21 protein-coding genes are annotated in these 17,231 nt (G+C 49.0%); 5 read left to right on the top strand and 16 right to left on the bottom strand.

The annotated features are described in order from the left end of the window. Positions 1 to 191: 191 nt before the first annotated feature. A complete protein-coding gene (locus B5F22_RS07075; protein WP_143482204.1) occupies positions 192 to 1,025 on the bottom strand; it encodes a DUF6076 domain-containing protein in 834 nt (277 codons plus the stop codon). Positions 1,026 to 1,094: 69 nt separating this feature from the next. After that, positions 1,095 to 1,418 carry a hypothetical protein gene (locus tag B5F22_RS07080; RefSeq protein WP_087392038.1) on the bottom strand — a complete coding sequence of 108 codons (324 nt, stop codon included), beginning with the start codon at positions 1,416 to 1,418 and terminating at the stop codon, positions 1,095 to 1,097. 384 nt (positions 1,419 to 1,802) lie between these two features. On the opposite strand from B5F22_RS07080, the gene B5F22_RS07085 reads away from it, so the two are divergent. The 5 genes from B5F22_RS07085 (at position 1,803) to B5F22_RS07115 (ending at position 5,031) form a co-directional block, all read left to right on the top strand. Next, positions 1,803 to 2,012, top strand: a complete 210-nt coding sequence (locus tag B5F22_RS07085; protein ID WP_087392039.1) for a helix-turn-helix domain-containing protein — start codon at positions 1,803 to 1,805, stop codon at positions 2,010 to 2,012. Beyond that, positions 2,009 to 2,476, top strand: a complete 468-nt coding sequence (locus tag B5F22_RS07090) for a helix-turn-helix domain-containing protein (RefSeq protein ID WP_087392040.1) — start codon at positions 2,009 to 2,011, stop codon at positions 2,474 to 2,476. The genes B5F22_RS07085 and B5F22_RS07090 overlap by 4 nt, the downstream gene beginning before the upstream one ends. Positions 2,477 to 2,872: 396 nt before the next feature. Then, positions 2,873 to 3,277 carry a hypothetical protein gene (locus B5F22_RS07100; RefSeq protein ID WP_087392042.1) on the top strand — a complete coding sequence of 135 codons (405 nt, stop codon included), beginning with the start codon at positions 2,873 to 2,875 and terminating at the stop codon, positions 3,275 to 3,277. Between the two features lie 147 nt (positions 3,278 to 3,424). Further along, positions 3,425 to 3,730, top strand: coding sequence for a hypothetical protein (locus B5F22_RS07105; protein WP_087392043.1), 306 nt, complete (start codon positions 3,425 to 3,427; stop codon positions 3,728 to 3,730). Between the two features lie 251 nt (positions 3,731 to 3,981). Further along, positions 3,982 to 5,031 (top strand): tyrosine-type recombinase/integrase, encoded by a 1,050-nt coding sequence (locus tag B5F22_RS07115; protein ID WP_242955077.1) that lies wholly within the window; start codon positions 3,982 to 3,984, stop codon positions 5,029 to 5,031. On the opposite strand, the gene B5F22_RS12475 is transcribed toward B5F22_RS07115, so the two are convergent. From B5F22_RS12475 to B5F22_RS07185, 14 genes are all read right to left on the bottom strand, one after another. Next, the gene (locus B5F22_RS12475) at positions 4,996 to 5,154 is read right to left on the bottom strand and encodes a hypothetical protein (protein WP_204210547.1); all 159 of its coding nucleotides are present in this window, start codon (positions 5,152 to 5,154) and stop codon (positions 4,996 to 4,998) included. The two genes, B5F22_RS07115 and B5F22_RS12475, sit on opposite strands and share 36 nt — an antisense overlap. Positions 5,155 to 5,170: 16 nt before the next feature. Beyond that, positions 5,171 to 6,703 (bottom strand): recombinase family protein, encoded by a 1,533-nt coding sequence (locus B5F22_RS07120; RefSeq protein ID WP_087392045.1) that lies wholly within the window; start codon positions 6,701 to 6,703, stop codon positions 5,171 to 5,173. Then, on the bottom strand, positions 6,700 to 8,310 hold the full coding sequence (locus tag B5F22_RS07125; protein ID WP_343223930.1) for a recombinase family protein: 1,611 nt from the start codon (positions 8,308 to 8,310) through the stop codon (positions 6,700 to 6,702). Before B5F22_RS07125 ends, B5F22_RS07120 begins: the two co-directional genes overlap by 4 nt. 28 nt (positions 8,311 to 8,338) lie before the next feature. Beyond that, positions 8,339 to 9,958: a recombinase family protein gene (locus tag B5F22_RS07130; RefSeq protein WP_087225078.1), complete on the bottom strand. Its 1,620-nt coding sequence runs from the start codon at positions 9,956 to 9,958 to the stop codon at positions 8,339 to 8,341. Positions 9,959 to 10,102: 144 nt separating this feature from the next. Next, complete coding sequence (locus tag B5F22_RS07135; RefSeq protein ID WP_087180054.1) at positions 10,103 to 10,333, bottom strand: DUF6870 family protein; 231 nt, start codon at positions 10,331 to 10,333, stop codon at positions 10,103 to 10,105. Positions 10,334 to 10,983: 650 nt separating this feature from the next. Further along, positions 10,984 to 11,409: a sigma factor-like helix-turn-helix DNA-binding protein gene (locus B5F22_RS07145; protein ID WP_067536939.1), complete on the bottom strand. Its 426-nt coding sequence runs from the start codon at positions 11,407 to 11,409 to the stop codon at positions 10,984 to 10,986. A gap of 512 nt (positions 11,410 to 11,921) precedes the next feature. Further along, on the bottom strand, positions 11,922 to 12,410 hold the full coding sequence (locus tag B5F22_RS07150) for a response regulator transcription factor (protein WP_140398257.1): 489 nt from the start codon (positions 12,408 to 12,410) through the stop codon (positions 11,922 to 11,924). Positions 12,411 to 12,508: 98 nt separating this feature from the next. Then, entirely contained in the window at positions 12,509 to 12,700 is a 192-nt protein-coding gene (locus tag B5F22_RS07155; protein ID WP_087168767.1) for a PspC domain-containing protein, read from the bottom strand. Further along, positions 12,690 to 13,442 (bottom strand): ABC transporter permease, encoded by a 753-nt coding sequence (locus tag B5F22_RS07160; protein WP_087225087.1) that lies wholly within the window; start codon positions 13,440 to 13,442, stop codon positions 12,690 to 12,692. Before B5F22_RS07160 ends, B5F22_RS07155 begins: the two co-directional genes overlap by 11 nt. Before the next feature lie 9 nt (positions 13,443 to 13,451). Continuing rightward, the gene (locus tag B5F22_RS07165) at positions 13,452 to 14,237 is read right to left on the bottom strand and encodes an ABC transporter permease (RefSeq protein WP_343223931.1); all 786 of its coding nucleotides are present in this window, start codon (positions 14,235 to 14,237) and stop codon (positions 13,452 to 13,454) included. Continuing rightward, positions 14,182 to 15,105: an ABC transporter ATP-binding protein gene (locus B5F22_RS07170; protein ID WP_087225189.1), complete on the bottom strand. Its 924-nt coding sequence runs from the start codon at positions 15,103 to 15,105 to the stop codon at positions 14,182 to 14,184. The genes B5F22_RS07165 and B5F22_RS07170 overlap by 56 nt, the downstream gene beginning before the upstream one ends. Positions 15,106 to 15,238: 133 nt before the next feature. Further along, positions 15,239 to 16,162 carry a HAMP domain-containing sensor histidine kinase gene (locus B5F22_RS07175; protein WP_087225093.1) on the bottom strand — a complete coding sequence of 308 codons (924 nt, stop codon included), beginning with the start codon at positions 16,160 to 16,162 and terminating at the stop codon, positions 15,239 to 15,241. A 2-nt stretch (positions 16,163 to 16,164) separates the two neighbouring features. After that, positions 16,165 to 16,866: a response regulator transcription factor gene (locus B5F22_RS07180; RefSeq protein ID WP_087225097.1), complete on the bottom strand. Its 702-nt coding sequence runs from the start codon at positions 16,864 to 16,866 to the stop codon at positions 16,165 to 16,167. Further along, positions 16,859 to 17,047, bottom strand: a complete 189-nt coding sequence (locus B5F22_RS07185) for a helix-turn-helix domain-containing protein (protein WP_087392046.1) — start codon at positions 17,045 to 17,047, stop codon at positions 16,859 to 16,861. The genes B5F22_RS07180 and B5F22_RS07185 overlap by 8 nt, the downstream gene beginning before the upstream one ends. Between the last annotated feature and the right edge of the window lie 184 nt (positions 17,048 to 17,231).

The raw sequence follows: 17,231 nt of genomic DNA on the forward strand, positions 1-17,231 counted from the left end.
TATCTCAGAGTCTTGAATACTCTCTGGTACTACCTTGTACTATTTCAGACTCTTATAGTTTGGCAGAGGCATTCTTCCCTGACAAGTCGCTGCTTGAATTGACGCTTACTGTCATGCAAAGGATACATCGCTATATACAAAGAATACAGCCGAGGGGTGCTTCTAGATGAAGCGCCCCTCGGCTCATGTTATTATTTCCCGTATTTCTCCCGGAGACTCTGGTGTCCCTCCTGATCCCGCCGCCGTAGATCATCTGCCGAGCAGGTCTGCCATTGGGGATCGTCCGTCCCCAGATCTAACTGCATGACTGCTTCCGGATAGTGCATCTCCGGGTCAAAGCCCATGTCCTCGGCCAGCATCCGCTGCCAGGGGGTATTTGCCGGTGGAGCCTGCACTTCATCCACAGTGTAGTCTTCCAGATCGTGCATGGTGTCAATCTTCCGGAGAAATTCCTCCCCAGTCAACTTTCCGTCCAGATAGTCTATTCGAGCCAGTCGAGCATTCTCGCTCCAGGCATCATATTCCATGTAGTCCACGGGAATCAGATCCTGCCGGTTTTCGGGAAGGGCTATGGTGTAGCGCAGCATACGGGCGTACATCCTGTCACGCAGCTGTTTGCAGGCCAGCAAAGCCTCGTCCTGCTCTGCATCCAGGTTGCGCTTGAAGCGAGAACCTCTCTGCTTGCAGGGGAAACCGTCTGTCTCCCGGTCGCAGTAGTGGGTTTCCTTTCTGGTCTTGGGGATGAAGTAGAGCCAGCAGTAGTCACAGCGGGCGATGCGCTGTTTGTCCTGCCGAAAGTACAGGGCAAGCTCCAGCCCCAGCAGAGCAAAGAGAGAATTGACGGCATAGACCTGCCCCTTACTTGGCGTATGGGGCAGCAGGGCAGGATCACATAGGGACTGCAGTTCCGGATAGGTTCCAATCAGCTTCTGGAATCGTTCCTGCTGCGTGGCTCGCTCCATACCATCACAGGCAATCCCCAGTACATTGCGTAAGTACACCTGGGTCCGAACAGGCTCCTCCAAAATCTGAAGCAGCTGCTCTGCAGCCCGGAGGAGGAAGGATGCACTGCCGTCATCCTCTTGCCGCAGGGATTAGTCCAGGAGTTGCTCCAGAACAAAGTACCCCACCGGGTCAACCTCCTGGAGCATACTGGGCAGCAGAAGCGCCTCGGCAACAAAGTCTTCAAAGTCGTCCAGGGATACCTCGAAACACGATTCAAAGAAGGGATGCTGCTCCCGCAACTTTTGGATCTCCCGGCGGTATGGGCGGTAATCAATCTCGGAAGCAGCTATGAGATGCTCAGCGGGAGTTACACAGGGAAGTGCGGTTGTCCTGCCGTCGGCATGGTGCAGGATCACAGACCAAAGATTTTTATCTTCTGCCTTCAGCAGCAATCGGGAAATCCCATCTGCCATCGATCAGCCTCCTCTCAAGATCACTTCCTGATGTAAACTGTTCTTTTTTAATTTTACACTGAACTCAGCCCAAAGGGCAACCGCACCTTGAGAATGAAATACCCATCACCAGAGATGATACTCACCCGGGGAAGTACCGCCATGACACTGTTATAGGAAAAACAGCTGAGCGTGCCAAGGGGAAGCAAAGGCCGTGTAGGTTAAGCAGGGCAGGAACGGGTATGGTGGTGGCCAACCAGAAACATAAAAGACCGCTGAACTGCTGCAACAGTTCAACGGCCCGCTGCGTTTCGGAACACAGCCCAATCTGTGTTCCGTCTATCAGAGGGACCTCCGGAGCGCAAGAAGTTTTTCTCTGCACTTAAAGAGATTGGAGGTATTGCAATGAAACTCTCAACCTGTAAAAGTTACGACGAGCTGCCGCTGTTTCTCAATGCGGAAATAGTGGCAGCTGTATTGGGTGTCTCGTCATCCAGTGCTTATGAGCTGATGCATGAACCTGGTTTTCCTACTCTACGTGTGGGCAGCCGCATGGTGGTTCCGAAAGAAAAGTTCATGCAGTGGGCGGAAGCACAGTCTGGAGGTATGAAATGAAGAAGAGCTGGACCAAGCGTGATCCCATCAAGAACTACTTCCCGGTGCCCAACGAGATATACTCTCTGGGCCTGTCCTCGGATGCCATCTCCATCTACGGGTATCTCCTCAGCCGGGAGGACAGAAAAACCTATCAGTGTCTGGTGAGCTACCGGATGATCTCAGAGGCCATTGGGAAATGCGTAACTACGGTGCGCAAGTATGTGACAGAGCTGGAGGAACGGCAGCTCATCCGCACGGAGCATACATCGGTAGTTGCCAAAGATGGTCGTAACCTTAACGGTCGTCTGCGTTACACCATCCTTCCCATTCAGTTGGTCATAGATGAATTCAACAACCATCAGCTGCAGGTGGCTGAACAGCAGAAGAAGCAGTGGGAGCTGGACAAGAAGAAGGCTGCCCGTGCTGCCAAGGAACGGGACGCAAGCCGGAAGGGGACAGATGCCCCGTGTGGCCGCCTGTGAGCCGCTGTGTGGAACGAGAAGGGGCAGGGGAGACCCCTGCCAAACTAGATAGGATTGAAGCGAATTGGACCCGATTTCAGGGGGGAGGACAAAATGGGCCCCCGCCGAAGCCCAGCGCAAGCGGGTTCGGTGGGGAGAGGAGGAGCAGTGGAATGAGCGAGTTTTCGCCCTTCCGGGCGGAAATGAGAGATATGGAGCTTGCGACGACGAGAAGCAGGAGAAAGACACGACGCTCCTTGAGCGCCGTGACGGCCACAACTGCCCGCAGTGCAGGCAGTTTCAGGCTTTTCAAAGGGCGTTCCTTTTGGCGAAAAATTCAGGGAGGAACGCTCTGTTGGGGACGAGCCTTACAGTCCCAAGGACTTTGAGGCAGTTGTAAAGGGAAAGGAGAATATTATGGTCAAAGGAAAACAGAAAACAACCGTCTTTTTCACCCCTTCTGCGAGGGAGAAAATTGAGGACACCTACCGGAGTGATAACTGCAAGAGCCAGAGCGAGTTCATCGAAAAAGCAGTGGAGTTCTATCTGGGCTATCTGAACACCAAGAATGCCGGTGCATTCCTGCCCGAGGTTCTCTCCACCATACTCATCGGCATCACGGATGACTTCGCACAGCGCATGGGCAGGTATCTCTACAAGGTGGCGGTGGAACAAAATCTGTGCAATCACATTCTGGCATCAGACACCGACATGGATCAGCGAACCTATGAGCTTATGCGTGGCCGGAGTGTGCGGGAGGTGAACAGCACCAACGGCCGCATTAGCTTCAAGGAAGTCCTGGACTTCCAGAAGTCGGTGTGATTCATGTGAGTGTATGAAAATCTGATGTGCAATACAAAGATAAAAGCCCTTGCCAGCCGCAGAATCTTTCTGAAAGAATTTCAAATAAGGGCTGGATATTGCAAAACGGTTGGGGTATTGTGTGTTGCTGATAAGGAGGCGGCACACATGAACGACTACATGAGAGCATTGCACCAGCACTTCTTCCAAAAGCCCAATCTCGCAGAGCTGGAGATGGAGATTGAAACTGCCCGCCAAGACGTGCGGGACTGGCTGGACAAGGCCCAGCGGCGCAGGCTCATGGACTTGGTGGATGGGCAAGCCCTGCTGCGGGAGGCCATCGCCCTGGCCAGCTTCACCGCAGGGTTCAAACTGGCCTGGGGAATTGCAAAAGAACTGGAGGCGGATGGTCTGCACCCTCTGGATGAGGGGGAGGCAGACTGCATCCACCCAAGCATAGGAAAGGAGGGGTAATCAAGATGACAAATTGGATTCCCGTTCAACGGTGCCAGTACTGTGGGTGCGAGGATATCGGGCTTGACTGGCAACACGGCGAGGCACTGGTCACATTCAAGAAACACGGTATGATGGGCAACCGACTGCAGTACTTGATCTGTCGTCGGTGCGGTGCTGTGCTCTATCAGTGCGTGGCAGAGCCATACAGGTTTCCTCCTGTGAAGTAGGCCACACAACAAATGAAACTGAACTACTGGAGGTGAAACAACATGGCAAAGAGACGACCATCCGGGGACGGCATGGTGCGCAAGCGGGACGATGGCCGCTGGGAGGGCCGCATTGTGGTGGGCCACAAGCAAAACGGAGAGCCCATTTTCCGATATGTGCTGGGAAAGACGCAGAAGGAATTGCTGGCCAAGCTCCACCGGGACATGGAACTCTACCAGGACGCACAGCTCACCGAGGACAGCCGCATGACCCTGTGCCAGTGGCTGGACCGCTGGATGGAGGAATACGGGGCCGTCACTCTGCGGCCCAACACACTGCGCAGCTACGAGCAGTACATCCGGTGCTACATCGATCCCTATCTGGGTGGCAAGATCATCTCCCGCATCACCCGAATGGACATTCAGAAGCTGTACCGGAAGTTGAAAAAGGAGGGGCGGGTTCACGACCACCCAGAGCACGGACACGAACTGTCGGACACCATGGTGCTCCGTATCCACGCCATGCTCCACCGCTGTCTCAAGGATGCGGAGCAGGAGCACATCATCGCCTACAACCCCACGGACGGAGCCAAGCTGCCCAAGAGCAACTACAAACCCAAGCAGGTCCTGGATCGGGAGCAGATTGACACCTTCCTGGCGGCAGTAGACAAAAACGAAGTCTGGCGGGACTTCTTCTACACGGAGTTGACCACCGGCCTGCGCCGGGGTGAGATCTGCGGCCTCATGTGGCGGGACTTCGATGAAACCGCCGGGACGCTGAAAATTCTCCGCTCGGTGCATGTGCCAAAGCGGGGCGAGCTGGAGATCGGCGAAACCAAAACCAGTCAGGGCAGGCGCACCATCCGACTGCCGCCCAGCACCGTCCAGCGTCTGAAAGAGCGGAAGAAACACGCCATCAGCCAGTGGATCTTCCCGGAACCTCTGGCCCCGGAGAAGCCGGTGCGCCCCAGTGCCGCCTACTACTGGATGAAGGTGATGCTGAAGGAAGCGGGACTGCCCCACATTCGCTTCCACGATTTGCGCCACCCTTATGTCAAGTCCACGACAAAAAAATATTTATTTTTTCTTGTCCCCACAATCCAGCTTTCTTGATAGGAATTTTGCCGCCTCCCGTTTCTGTTCGGCGGCAAAAAACGCATGAAGTCGCTCCTTTTCTTCCGGCAGCATACACCCAAAAGTTGTGCCGCCTTTTCTGCAATAAAACGCAATCCGCATAATCAATCCCTTTCCCTCATTTGTGAGTTGTCAAGCTGTCCCTTATCTTAAAGGCAATATCTACCCGTTTATCAGGATAAACATAAATCTTATCAATCAGAAGATCAACTAATTCCGACGTCAGCCCATCGCTTTCCGTCAGCATCCGGGAAATATCCATCTGCTGGCGCTGGTGCTGCCGTTCTTCCTGTTTGGCTTCAAGACGGGCCATGACAACCGCTTTGGTATTCTGTACTTCCAACAGTTTTTCACTGATCTGCTCTTTTTGATCCTTGTATTCCGGGAGCGGAATCCTGCCGGAAACAAGAGCTTCATACAGTTTCCGCTTTTCTTCCTGCAGTTCAAAAATCTGTCGGTCAAAGTCAGCTTGACGTAAAGCAACGGTATCTACCTTACGGAGATCCTCTAAGCTGTCAATACCGAAAGCTACCTGAAACTGTTTGCATAGCAATTCATATACAAGCTGATTCAGTTCTTTTTCCCGGATATGAATGTTATAGCAGTCAAGTGAAGGAATCGTGCTGGAAAAGCGACACCGGTAAGATGTCCCATTTGCCAGGTGCAGGGCATGTTTACAGCATCCGCAGATAACCTTCCCACGCAGGAGATAGTCGTGTTTTTTCCTATTTGGAATCTTAAAACGCTGAATAGAGGCATTGGCTTTTGAAAAGATTTCCTCATTCACCAGCGGTATATGATGGTCCGGTATTTTGATCCAGTCGCTTTCCGCTTTGCTCCGCATCTTGTGGCCGCCGATTTCTGTAACCTCTCTTTTGCCAATCACATAAGTGCCCATATATCGTTCGTCAGCAAGAATCCGAAGCACCGTAGAATTGCACCACATTCCGTGAGTTCTTGAAACATCGTGTGTCTTAATCCCTTTTCGGGCCTTATGCTCTCCGGGTGTGGGAATCTGCTGACGGGAAAGTTCCCGCGCAATATCGGTTGCGTTCATGCCATTTACGGCATACTCAAAAATTTTCTGTACTACTTCGGAAGTCTCCGGGTCCGGCACCATCCGTCCGTTTTCCCCTTTGCGATAACCGTAAGGGCAAATTTTACTTTGGTATTCGCCCCGCTGGAACTTCAGGTATTTGGCCGTTTTGGTCTTTACCGACATATCACGGCTATAATACTCACTGATTAAATACTTGAAGGCGACTTCCATACCTCCGGTATCACCTTTTAACTTTTGGGTGTCAAAATCATCATTGACAGAGATAAAGCGGGTATGAAACAGCGGAAATACCCGCTCGATAAAATAGCCGGTTTCCAAACTGTTGCGGCCAAACCGAGAAAAATCTTTTACCATGATACAGTCAATCCGATTGGCCCGTACCAGGTCAAGTAATTCCTGCACCGCAGGGCGCTCGAAGTTTGCCCCGCTGTACCCGTTATCTACAAATTCCGTAAGTTCCGCATTAGCATATTCCGGCAGTTCAGAGGCATATTCCCGAAGGATGTTTCTCTGGCTGGAAATACTCATACTGTCTGTTTTTGCGTCCTCCAAAGAGAGACGGATGTAAAGAGCAATCCTGTACTTCTTCATTCTGCCTCCGCCTCCTTAAACGCCTCAAATTCTGCGCGGAACGTGAATTTTACATCTACCTGTTTATCCGGGTAGACTGTGATCCGCTCAATCAACCGCTCAATGAGGGCGGCAGTCAGGACGCCTCCGCTCAAAAGTTCCTGTTCGTCTTTTTCCAGATCTTTGCACTTTTCAGCCTGCTTCTGGCGGACATCAGCCTGCTTTTCGTAAAAAGCAAGCTCCTTTTGCGCTGCCTGTATCTGCTTTTCATAGGTCGCTTTCAAGTCGAAGTATTCTTCACTGTCAATCGCACCGTTCATCAGATTTTCATAAAGAGTCTGCAAAAGCTCACGGCTTTGATTAAACTGCAGCTTTGCCCGGTTGACTTTCTCACGGGAAGCAGCTTCTTTTTCGTGCTTTTGCATGTTGTCTTTCAGAAGCAGCGCGTAATCCCCCAGGACGGCGGCAAGTTCCCTTTTAAGAATATCCAGTATCGTTGCGATCAGCTCGGTTTCGCTGATGGAAACGCCAGTGCATTTATCTTTATGTACCCTGGTAGGGGTCAGGCAGTGGAAGCGATATGAACCATTGCATTGTTGGCGCTGCCGATGCAGGCTTCTCCCGCAGTCTCCACAGAAGATACGCCCCTTAAAAATATTGGGCGTGTATGGGATAACCGGGTGCTTCTTGCTTTCCTCGGCCACTTCTGCCCGGTACTTCTGAACGGCATCGAAAATCTCTTTGGAAACGATAGGCTCATGGGTTCCAGTAACGACAATCAGGTTTTCCTCGCCTGCGGGCACCTGCCGGTGAAGGACCGTTTTTGTTCGCCCTTGCACCATGTCGCCGGTATATTTATCCTCCTTCAAAATCTTGGCAACTGTCCAGGTCTGCCAGTAGCCGCGCCCTGCTAACGCCTGATGGGTGATCTCCCCGGTTTGCATCTTATACATTCCGGGAGAAGGGTAGTTTCCTTCATTGAGCAGAAGCACAATCCGGTTGAGGGGGACTTTTTCATAAGCCCACTGGAAAATCTGGCGTACCACAGGAGCCGCCACCGGATCAATAATCAATTTGTGGCAGTCATCAGGGTCTTTCATATATCCAAATGGCGCCCTGCCACCCACATACTTGCCCTCTTTCATATCTTGACGGGCCTGGGCCTTTATCTTACGTCCTATGTCCAGAGCATAGGCTTCGTTAATCATATTTTTCAGCGGAAGGATAATACCGCCGTGGAGATTATCAGGATTTTCAGAATCAAATTGATCCGTAACGCTGATGAACCGGACATTATGGGAAGGGAAATACCGCTCAATGTAATATCCCGTGTCAATGGCATTGCGTCCCAGGCGTGAAAGGTCTTTGACAATCACACAGCCTACTTTGCCGGATTCAATATCCGAAAGCATCCGTTGGAAGCCGTCACGGTTAAAATTCGTTCCTGTTGCTCCATTGTCGATATAAATGTCATAAAGACGCAGTTCAGGTTTTCCCAATAGGAATTTTTCGAGAACCAGCTTTTGCGTTTCGATAGAATTTCCACGTTTATTGTTATCCTCCACAGACAGCCGGATATACAGCGCCGTGCTGATAAACGGGGAAGCAGGCATGGCAGCCTGCGCCATAGTATGTTTCCTGCTCTTTCTCGCCATTTCAGACCACCATCCTTTCCTGTACCGGCGTAATCAGGGCGAGGGCTTTTTCATATTCGTCCTGATAATTAAATTGAATCTGCAATTCGTCTTTCCCCAGCACTGTAATCACCTGCACAAGTTGGATCACCGCCTTGCGGTCCAGTTCTTCCAGATCGGAAAAACGCCTGAAATTCTCAATCCAGCGATTCCGCTCACTCCGGTTTTCCATTACATCGGTCCGTTTTTCCTTAAGGGCAGCAACCGCCTGTTCCAGTTGGGTGATACGGGCGCTGTAACTGCTTTTGTTATAAAGGAACTCCGACTTGTCCAGAAAGCCGTTTACCATGCTCTCATACAGTTTCATCTTATATTGACGAATCTGCTCCAACTGCTGCTCATTCTGGGCGATCTGCCGCGAATACTCCTTGATAAGTTCACGGTTGATACGGCTCTGGTCTATGCCGGATAAGATTTCATCCAGAGAGACTACATTGGCAATAAACCCTTTCAGGCTGTCCCGCACGCACTCCATCAGCTCATGTTCCTTTACCATGACCGGATGGGCGCAGCCGTTCTTCTTTCCGGTGGGACAATAGTAATAGTGATATTCTTTGTCTTTGTAGCGGTTCGTTTTGCGTACCATCCGGCTGCCGCAGCAACCGCAGACCAGTATGCCGGAAAACAGATAGACTTTATCTTTTTGGGGAGATGTACGGGTGTCCAGGTTGCGAATCCTTTGCACCAGGTCAAAATCGTTCCGATCAACAATGGCTTCGTGAGCATTTTCCACGCGAACCCACTCGGAGGAAGGGCGGCTCTCCATTTCTTTCAGTTTGAAGTGCTGGGAACCCTTTCGGCCCTGGACCAGCGTACCGGTATAGGTTTCATCCTGCAAGATCCGGGTGACAGTATTTGCCGACCACCGGCAATCCTTCCGGTCTGTATAGCCTTTCTTGGCATGGGGAAGGCCATAATACTTTTTATATGCCAAAGGAGAGAGCGTACCCAGCCGGTTCAGCTCATTCGCGATGGCGTAGGGGCTGAATCCTTCCAGGCGCATCCTGAAAATGCTCCGCACCACCTGGGCAGCATATTCGTCTACTACAAGAAGATTATGGTTATCTTCGGATTTACGATAGCCGTAAACCGGGAAAGCTCCAACGAAATCCCCATTCTTACGCTTAGTTTCCAGGGAACTTCTCGTCTTAATGGAAATATCCCGTGCATAGGCTTCATTCATAATGTTCTTTACTGATACAGTCAGGTCATCGCCTGCGCTCTCATTGAGAGTATCGATATTGTCATTGATGGCAATAAACCTCACGCCATAGGCCGGAAAGACACGGCGCATATAGCGGCCAGTCTCAATATACTCACGGCCAAGACGGGAAAGGTCTTTGACGATGACACAGTTAATCTTTCCCTCCATGATGTCATCCATCATTTCTTTAAAAGCCGGACGGTCAAAGATAACCCCGCTGTACCCATCGTCTACCTTTTCGGAAACCAGCTCGATTTCCGGGTGACGGCTCACGAAATCTTCGATCAGCTTTCGTTGATTGCCGACACTGTTGCTTTCATTTGATTTGTCATCCGTATAAGATAAGCGGATATATTTGGCAGCTTTATAAACCTGCATAGAAAAACACTCCTTTCATCACGGAAAAATCCCCGCAATTCAAGGAGTGCAGTCTGCGTATCAGTATTCAATTCCTTTTCCATGTTTATTATAACGCTCCATGCGGGAAAAATCAGCCCCCAAAATAAAAAATATCAATAATTTTCAGCGTAGGATTCCGCGGAGGCATTCTTCCAGGGTAGCGCCTCCCTGGGAAAAACTTGCCCTGACAACAAATCCGCCGCATTTGAAATGATACGGGTCCCGGATCTGCCGGACAAACTCGGCAATCCTTTCTTCCCGCGGCAGGTCCTTATTGACAGATACATCCCGGATGTCGGCAAGTCTGTCTGCTTCCGGGGTATGTATGACCGTATAGGCCGGTGTTTGAGTCATAACAACAGCTCCTTTCTTTTCATACTGGATCATCAAAATCACATGAATAAGGCCGGACACACGAAAAGAGCGGCCCGGCCTCATGGTATCTGATTTCGATTTTATAAGAATCCATGCCGCTGCTCGAAAATCAAAACAACGGCATGGATGTTTTCTTGGTAACTTGCCGTATTTGCCACGCCCCCCGGCAGGCCCTTTTCCGGGCCGGGGATGCCACAGGCTGCGGCCAGCTTTACCGCATCATAGCCCTGCTCGTGCCGTCGCTTCGCCAGAGCTAACGAACACAGAAGGGACTCCCCCCAAGTCTTTGACGGGTCGTGAGAAAGTATCATTATACCCTGTATCAGTCATCGCGTCTGGCCTGCCACAGCCAGATCAATGGATAGCGTAGATCGCTCGGACGGCTGGGCTTCATCACCTCCTTAAAGCCGCCTGTCATCGCGCCGCTCCATTTGCCGCTCGGAATACAGGGAAAGTACCTATGGCACCGTATATGCAGTTTTCAAGGTCCAGATGAAGGATTGGGAGCTTGTCTGCATATACAGGTGGGTGTGGCACCGTTGAAGGTTCTCACTCACCGAAATGGCATTGTCCCAAAAAATTGTCCTTCTATAAGTCGTGACATTTTCGGGGGTACATTTATAGGGGGTTTAGAAATTTTCTTCTAAAATTTTTTCCAGACGCCGAAGTCCGCGCCGAATACTTTCATGGACAGCATGGAGAGAAACACCTTCCATCTTGGCAATATCCATCAGGGTAATGCCGAGAATATAGTGAGCGTACACACGCTGGCGTTGTTTCTCTGGCAATGAAGAAATCGCCTGGTACAGCCGTTCTTCCTCCAGGTGCCTTTCTACGATCTCCTGCAGCGTTGGGGTAAAAAGAACAGCTTCGCGTTCAATATCATCCCCATAATCAAGAGAAAGGAATGCCTTATGCCGGTATGTACGGCGGCGATATGCCACTTCTTTCCGCTGATATTCTACCAGCACATCCACAACCTCATCGGGCAGGCTGATAAACAGATCCGTTTTATATATTTCCGGGTAAAATTCCCGCAGATTGATTTCTTTCATGGTAATCCTCCAATTTCGATTTTTGAGTGGGTTAATGGACAAATCGAAATCAGAGGGGCGGTGATCTACACCGTACAGGTCCGGCGGCAGGCTTGTCCTGCGCCTTATCTGTAAAAAAGAGCGCCCACCGTACAGCGGTAAGCGGCGCCTGTCGTATTCCGTCACCATCTGACGGAGCAGAATGGAAAATGCAAAATCCTGTCGAATGGAAAAACCCCGCAATCCATCGCAGGATTACGGGGTTTAAATCTCTTTTATATGATCGGCTATGTCGAGGCCGGTATTCTGACCTCGGCAGCATTTTCCATGCCCTCCTTTAGTGAAGGAGAGCAGAGTTACCTATTATGTCCACCTCCCTCATTTTGGGGCATTATATAGGGATAAATGCTATAATTCTTCCAGAAGCGTCATGGTTTTACTGAATTTAATCAACAACACATGACAAAATCAGGTATTATCCACACAACAGAAAAAAGAAAACTTAAGGGTGCGGCAGAAATACCGCACCCTTTCTATATTTCAAATTTGTAGCCTACACCATAGACGCTTTTTACATAATCCGGCAAGTCGGGGGCAACCCGGAGTTTCTTTCGCAAGTTGCTTATGTGGTTGTTGATCGCTTTCCGGGAATAGTAGGAATAATCCTCGTGCCATACCAGATCCAGGAGCATTTCATAAGTGAACACCCGCTTTGGATTCAGTATGAGCAAAGCAAAGATTTCAAATTCCTTGACCGTTAGCGGAATTATCTGGCTCCGTACAGTAACAAGGCGCTGCTCTAAGCAGAAATATAAAGCACCTTCCCGGATTTCTGTCAACGGCTGATCTGCCTGCGGAGGAATAAAATACTGGCCTCGAAGAAGTGTTAAGTATGGGACATCAGCCGGAATATTGCCAGCCTCATAGTCACGAACAAACTGAGCCAGCTCCTTCTTTTGACTGGCAGAAAGCAGAGCAAACAGCTTTTCACCGATCTGCTTGCCGGAATCTTGTAAATCCAATACGGCTAATTTCCCATGTTGTCACCACCTCCTTAATTTCTAAACAATAAAAAATGTTCGCTTATTGATACCTTTCATGTTAGGCCGCCAAATTTCACTTAACGCGCCGCCTCTTTTGGTATAAAGATTGCCAGTATAATGTAAAGCATCAGCCCGCTACCATACACCATAATCAATAGGGCGCAGATAATACGCACAATCTTCGGAGAAAGGCCGAAATATTCAGCAATACCCCCACAGACACCGGCAATCCACCGATTATCTCTTGATCTACGAAGTTTATTTGCCATGATATTTTTTCTCCTTTCCGCTGCGTTGGTGACATACCAATATGAGCGCAGCCAAACAGCCGCATAATAGCAACACAAATAGGCTTTCAAACAGATTGGTGGTTGTCGTCTCATAATACCCCGCTACCCCCAGCAAGGCAGTAATGGGATAAAATGTTTTCGTCAGGCTGGACATACTCATAAACAGCCCGGCGAAAGAATAAATTTCTGCCAGCAGCAAAGCCAGCCAATAGCTCTTTTTGGTATAGGACACTAACGCAATAATTGGAGATACCGCTAAAAAGACACCAATGCCCTCTAACAGATAACTCTTAAAAAAGGATAGTACCATTCCCACAGATAGATCGGTATGATGCAATAATAATTCTACGGAAAAGGTAATTGCAAAAAGCAATAAATAAATCAAAATGCTAATTGCAAAGGTCACAATCATTTTTGCTGCGGTCAATGTAGTTTCATTCACGGGGATCAGCAACAATGATTTCAAGGTGTCGTCTTGTTCCTCCCGGCAAATCATATAACTTCCGAGCATTGCAACGATGGCAGGCAGAACAAACATGGTAGCCCACGGTTGTACCATTGTCATGTACCAGCCTGCGTCACTCAAATAAAACCCATCAACGGTTGTTTCCCGTCCCGCTACCAGCACAATGACCGCAATCAATACAGTTGCAAAGACAGTAAGCAAGATGATACTGGAACGGCGAAGTTTTCTCCATTCCGCCCAAAGCATTTTTCGCATCAAATCACCTCACTTTCTCTTGCGAAGCGAAAAAGCAGCAAACAGCACAGACAGCGCATCCCAAATAAAGATACAGAACAACGCCAACGGGACATTGATATTCTGTGCGAAAGCAAGTCCCTGAATATTTCCGCTTCTTGCAATGATAACGGAAATGCTGGACACAGGATGCAGGTACATACTGATTGACGTGATAAAAAAGCCGAGAAATACATAAAGCAGCGTCATGCAAACGGGAAAAATATAGCCCTTTTTTGAAGCGGCAAGGGCTAAAATCGGCATAACAGCAAAAGCGGTCAATACGCCAATCTCCAAACACCTTTCTGCCAAAAATCCAACACTCTGCCACTCAAAAGCGACAAATCCGGGCAAAACACTGAATAGAACCGTAGCCACCGCCGAAATCAGCATGAAAACAATGGAATAGATCAACACAACAATAAACTTGCTGAAAAAATAACCCATTTTACTGACAGGGACAATCCAAAGCTGTTTGAGCATATCATAGCGGTTTTCATCGTGCATCAGCACAACACAAAATACGCCCAGCACAAAGGGAAGGATGATAAAGGGGGTATATCCAAAGGCGGCCAGCTTGTAAAACGCTACCGGGTCAATACCGTTCGCCTCAAAATAGTTGTAATAGATAAAAGAGAAAAACGGCATGATAAACGCAGCCAGCAGCATAAACCAAATCATTTTCTTGCGCCGCAGTTTCAAAAATTCTGTCTGAACCAAATTAAGCAATTCCCTCACCCCCCGTAATTCTTTTGAAATAGTCCTCCAAAGTATCATTACAGAGCTGGGAACTGATAACGGACACATCGTGCATAACAAGAGCTTTGTTGACTGCTCCCATATCCAGAGAAGTGTCATAGATACATAATGTGTGCCCATCGTACATATCAAAATTGGTCACATGAAATTCCTGCTCCAAAATCAGCATGGCCTTTGGCATATCACTTATCCGAAGCAGAACATACTTCCGATTTTTCTTTTCTAACGCTTTCATGGTATTTTCTACCAGCAAGGTTCCGTGGTCGATAATACCAATATCATCCGCCAGAAGCGAAATTTCAGAAAGGATATGACTGGAAATCAAAATCGTTTTTCCACGTTCCGCGCTTAAATGTTTGATAAAGTCCCGCATTTCCGCAATGCCAATGGGGTCAAGTCCGTTGGTCGGTTCATCGAGGATTAAAAGTTCCGGGTCATGCAGAATTGCATTGGCAATGCCGAGCCGCTGCTTCATTCCCAGCGAATACTTGCTGAACAGCTTTTTATCTTTGTATGGTAGTCCCACCACTTTCAAAGCGTTTTTAACGGCGTTGGGGGCAGCAGTACCACGCAGCCTTGCGAAAATTTCAAGGTTCTCTGTTCCGGTTAGATTAGGATAGAACCCCGGCGTTTCAATAATTGCGCCAATGCGGGGATAAATACGTTTCTCATGGCCTTTGATGTTCTGTCCGAACACATCTACCTCGCCGGAAGTAATAGATGTCAGACCTAAAATCATCTTCATAATGGTGGTTTTTCCAGCTCCATTACGTCCCAGCAACCCATATATGCGCCCTTTCTTCACATGAAGATTAACGTCTTTCACGGCAGCCTGATCCCCGTAAGTTTTTGTTAGTTGTTTTGTTTCGATCAGATAATCGCTCATACTTATTTCCTCACTTTCCGGGCTGTAATGCCGCGATATAATACCGGCATCTCCAACCACAAGGCCAGTATAAAACACAAACCTTGCCATAACCTTGCCGAGATAAAATTTTTTCAAAAAAAGCTCTGCGAAATCACAGAGCTTTCGGAAGTATAATGGTAAATGTTGTTCCCGCTTCGGGAATACTGTCTGCTGTGATGGTGCCTTTATGGGCGTTCACCAGTTCTTTTGCAATGGAGAGGCCCAGCCCGTTCCCTCTGGCAGACCTGGAGTGGTCGCATTGATACATCCGTTCAAAGATATGGGGAAGATCTGCGTCAGAAATCCCTTTCCCGTTATCCGCCACCATGATTTTTGCCTGCTGCTCCGTTTCGGTCACGGTCAGGGTCACTTGTCTTGCGCCGCTGTGCGTCAGGATATTTTGCAGCAGATTATTGAGAATACGGGTGTAGGCGGTAGGGTCAACCCTCGTCATGTATTCTGTTTCGGGTATCTCAATTTCATAGGTGAGATCGTGGCTTTCCAGCAGCGGCACCCAGTCGGCCATGATGTCGCGGGAAAGTTCATTCAGGTCGCAGACTTCAAAATGAAAAATCTGTTCCCCGGCGTCCAGCTTCACCCATTCAAACAGGGCGGTCACAAAGTCTTTCAGGTAGTGGGCTTTTTCCATAGCCACCCGGATATATTCTTCTTGCTCGGCCCCTGTCACCATCTTGCTTTCCACGGCCTCCAAATAGCCTACAAGAGAAGCAAGAGGGGTTTTCACATCATGGGAAAGACTTGTCATCAGCCGCTTGTACGCCTGTTCAGACTGCTTTTGCTGGATCAGACGTGATTGGTTACTCATGGCGATCTCGTTGATGTCGTAGCAAATTTGTTTCGTCAGGTCACTTTCCCGTGCCAGCACACGGCGGTTCATGTTTCCGTCCTTTATATCCATCAGGGCATCTTTAATAAGGGAAAGCTGCCCCCGGACACGGTGAAGTTTTGCCAAAAGCCAGCCAATTACCAGCAGGGCAATCAATAGGGCCAGCAGCAGATAAAGATTTAACTCCATGCTCATGCCTCCTTATTGAACCGATACCCCACACCCCGGACGGTTTGGATATAAAACGGCTGTTCTGGATTTGGCTCAATCTTCTTCCGTAGTTTACTGATAAAGGCCATGATATTGTTATCGTCAAAGTCGTATTCTTCCGTCCATACCTGCGTGTAAAGTTGCTTTTTTGTAAATACCCGTCCCTTATTGGACGCCAAAACCAGAAGCAAATCAAATTCCTTGCCGGTTAGCTCTACCGGGATATTTTGGACAGTCACCATCCGATTGACTTTATCAATCACCATATCTTTCAGAAGCATGGTGGCGGCCTCGTTCCCGGTCACGGGATTTAGGGTGGTGTAGCGCCGGATTAGGGAATTGACGCGGGCCATCAGCTCGTTAATGCTGAAAGGTTTTGTCAGGTAATCGTCCGCCCCCAGCCGCAGGCCGGAAACCTTATCTTCCTCGTCGCTTTTGGCGGTCAGCATCAGCACCGGCACATTATTTTTCTCCCGGATTTTCTGCAATACCTGAAAGCCGTCCATACCCGGCATCATCACATCCAGAATAATCAGGCAATAGGTGTCTTTGTTTTCTTTCAGCAGCCGTAAGCCCTCTAAACCGCCATGCGCCACCGCCGCAGACAAATTTTCCTGTTCCACACATTTTTTCATCAAGGCACAAAGTTCCTTATCATCGTCTATAATCAAAACACTATTCATGTTTCAAAGCCCTCCCTTGCTTTGTCCTGCCGTCCACTGGCTTTTTGGCATCTTTGGGGATTAACCATAGTGTTGCCATTTTCAACGCGCCGGGAAAACGGCCGTCAACACAGTAATAGTTTATTTGACGGGCCGAAACGCCCCATTTTTCGCTGGCTTCTTTAATCGTCATATAGTCCATACCTTCACCTCCAACATAATTCATTATATTTCTTTCTCTCGAAGAATACAATATGTGGAATGTAAATAATAGCGGATAGGGATAGGTAAAATGGCATACCGGTCAACAATACATGACAAAATCAGGCATTATCCACACAGCAGAAAAAGCGAAAATTTAAGGGTGCGGCAGAAATACCGCACCC

It is taken from the genome of Pseudoflavonifractor sp. An187 (genome assembly GCF_002160275.1).
GTDB classification, from domain to species: domain Bacteria; phylum Bacillota; class Clostridia; order Oscillospirales; family Oscillospiraceae; genus Enterenecus; species Enterenecus faecium.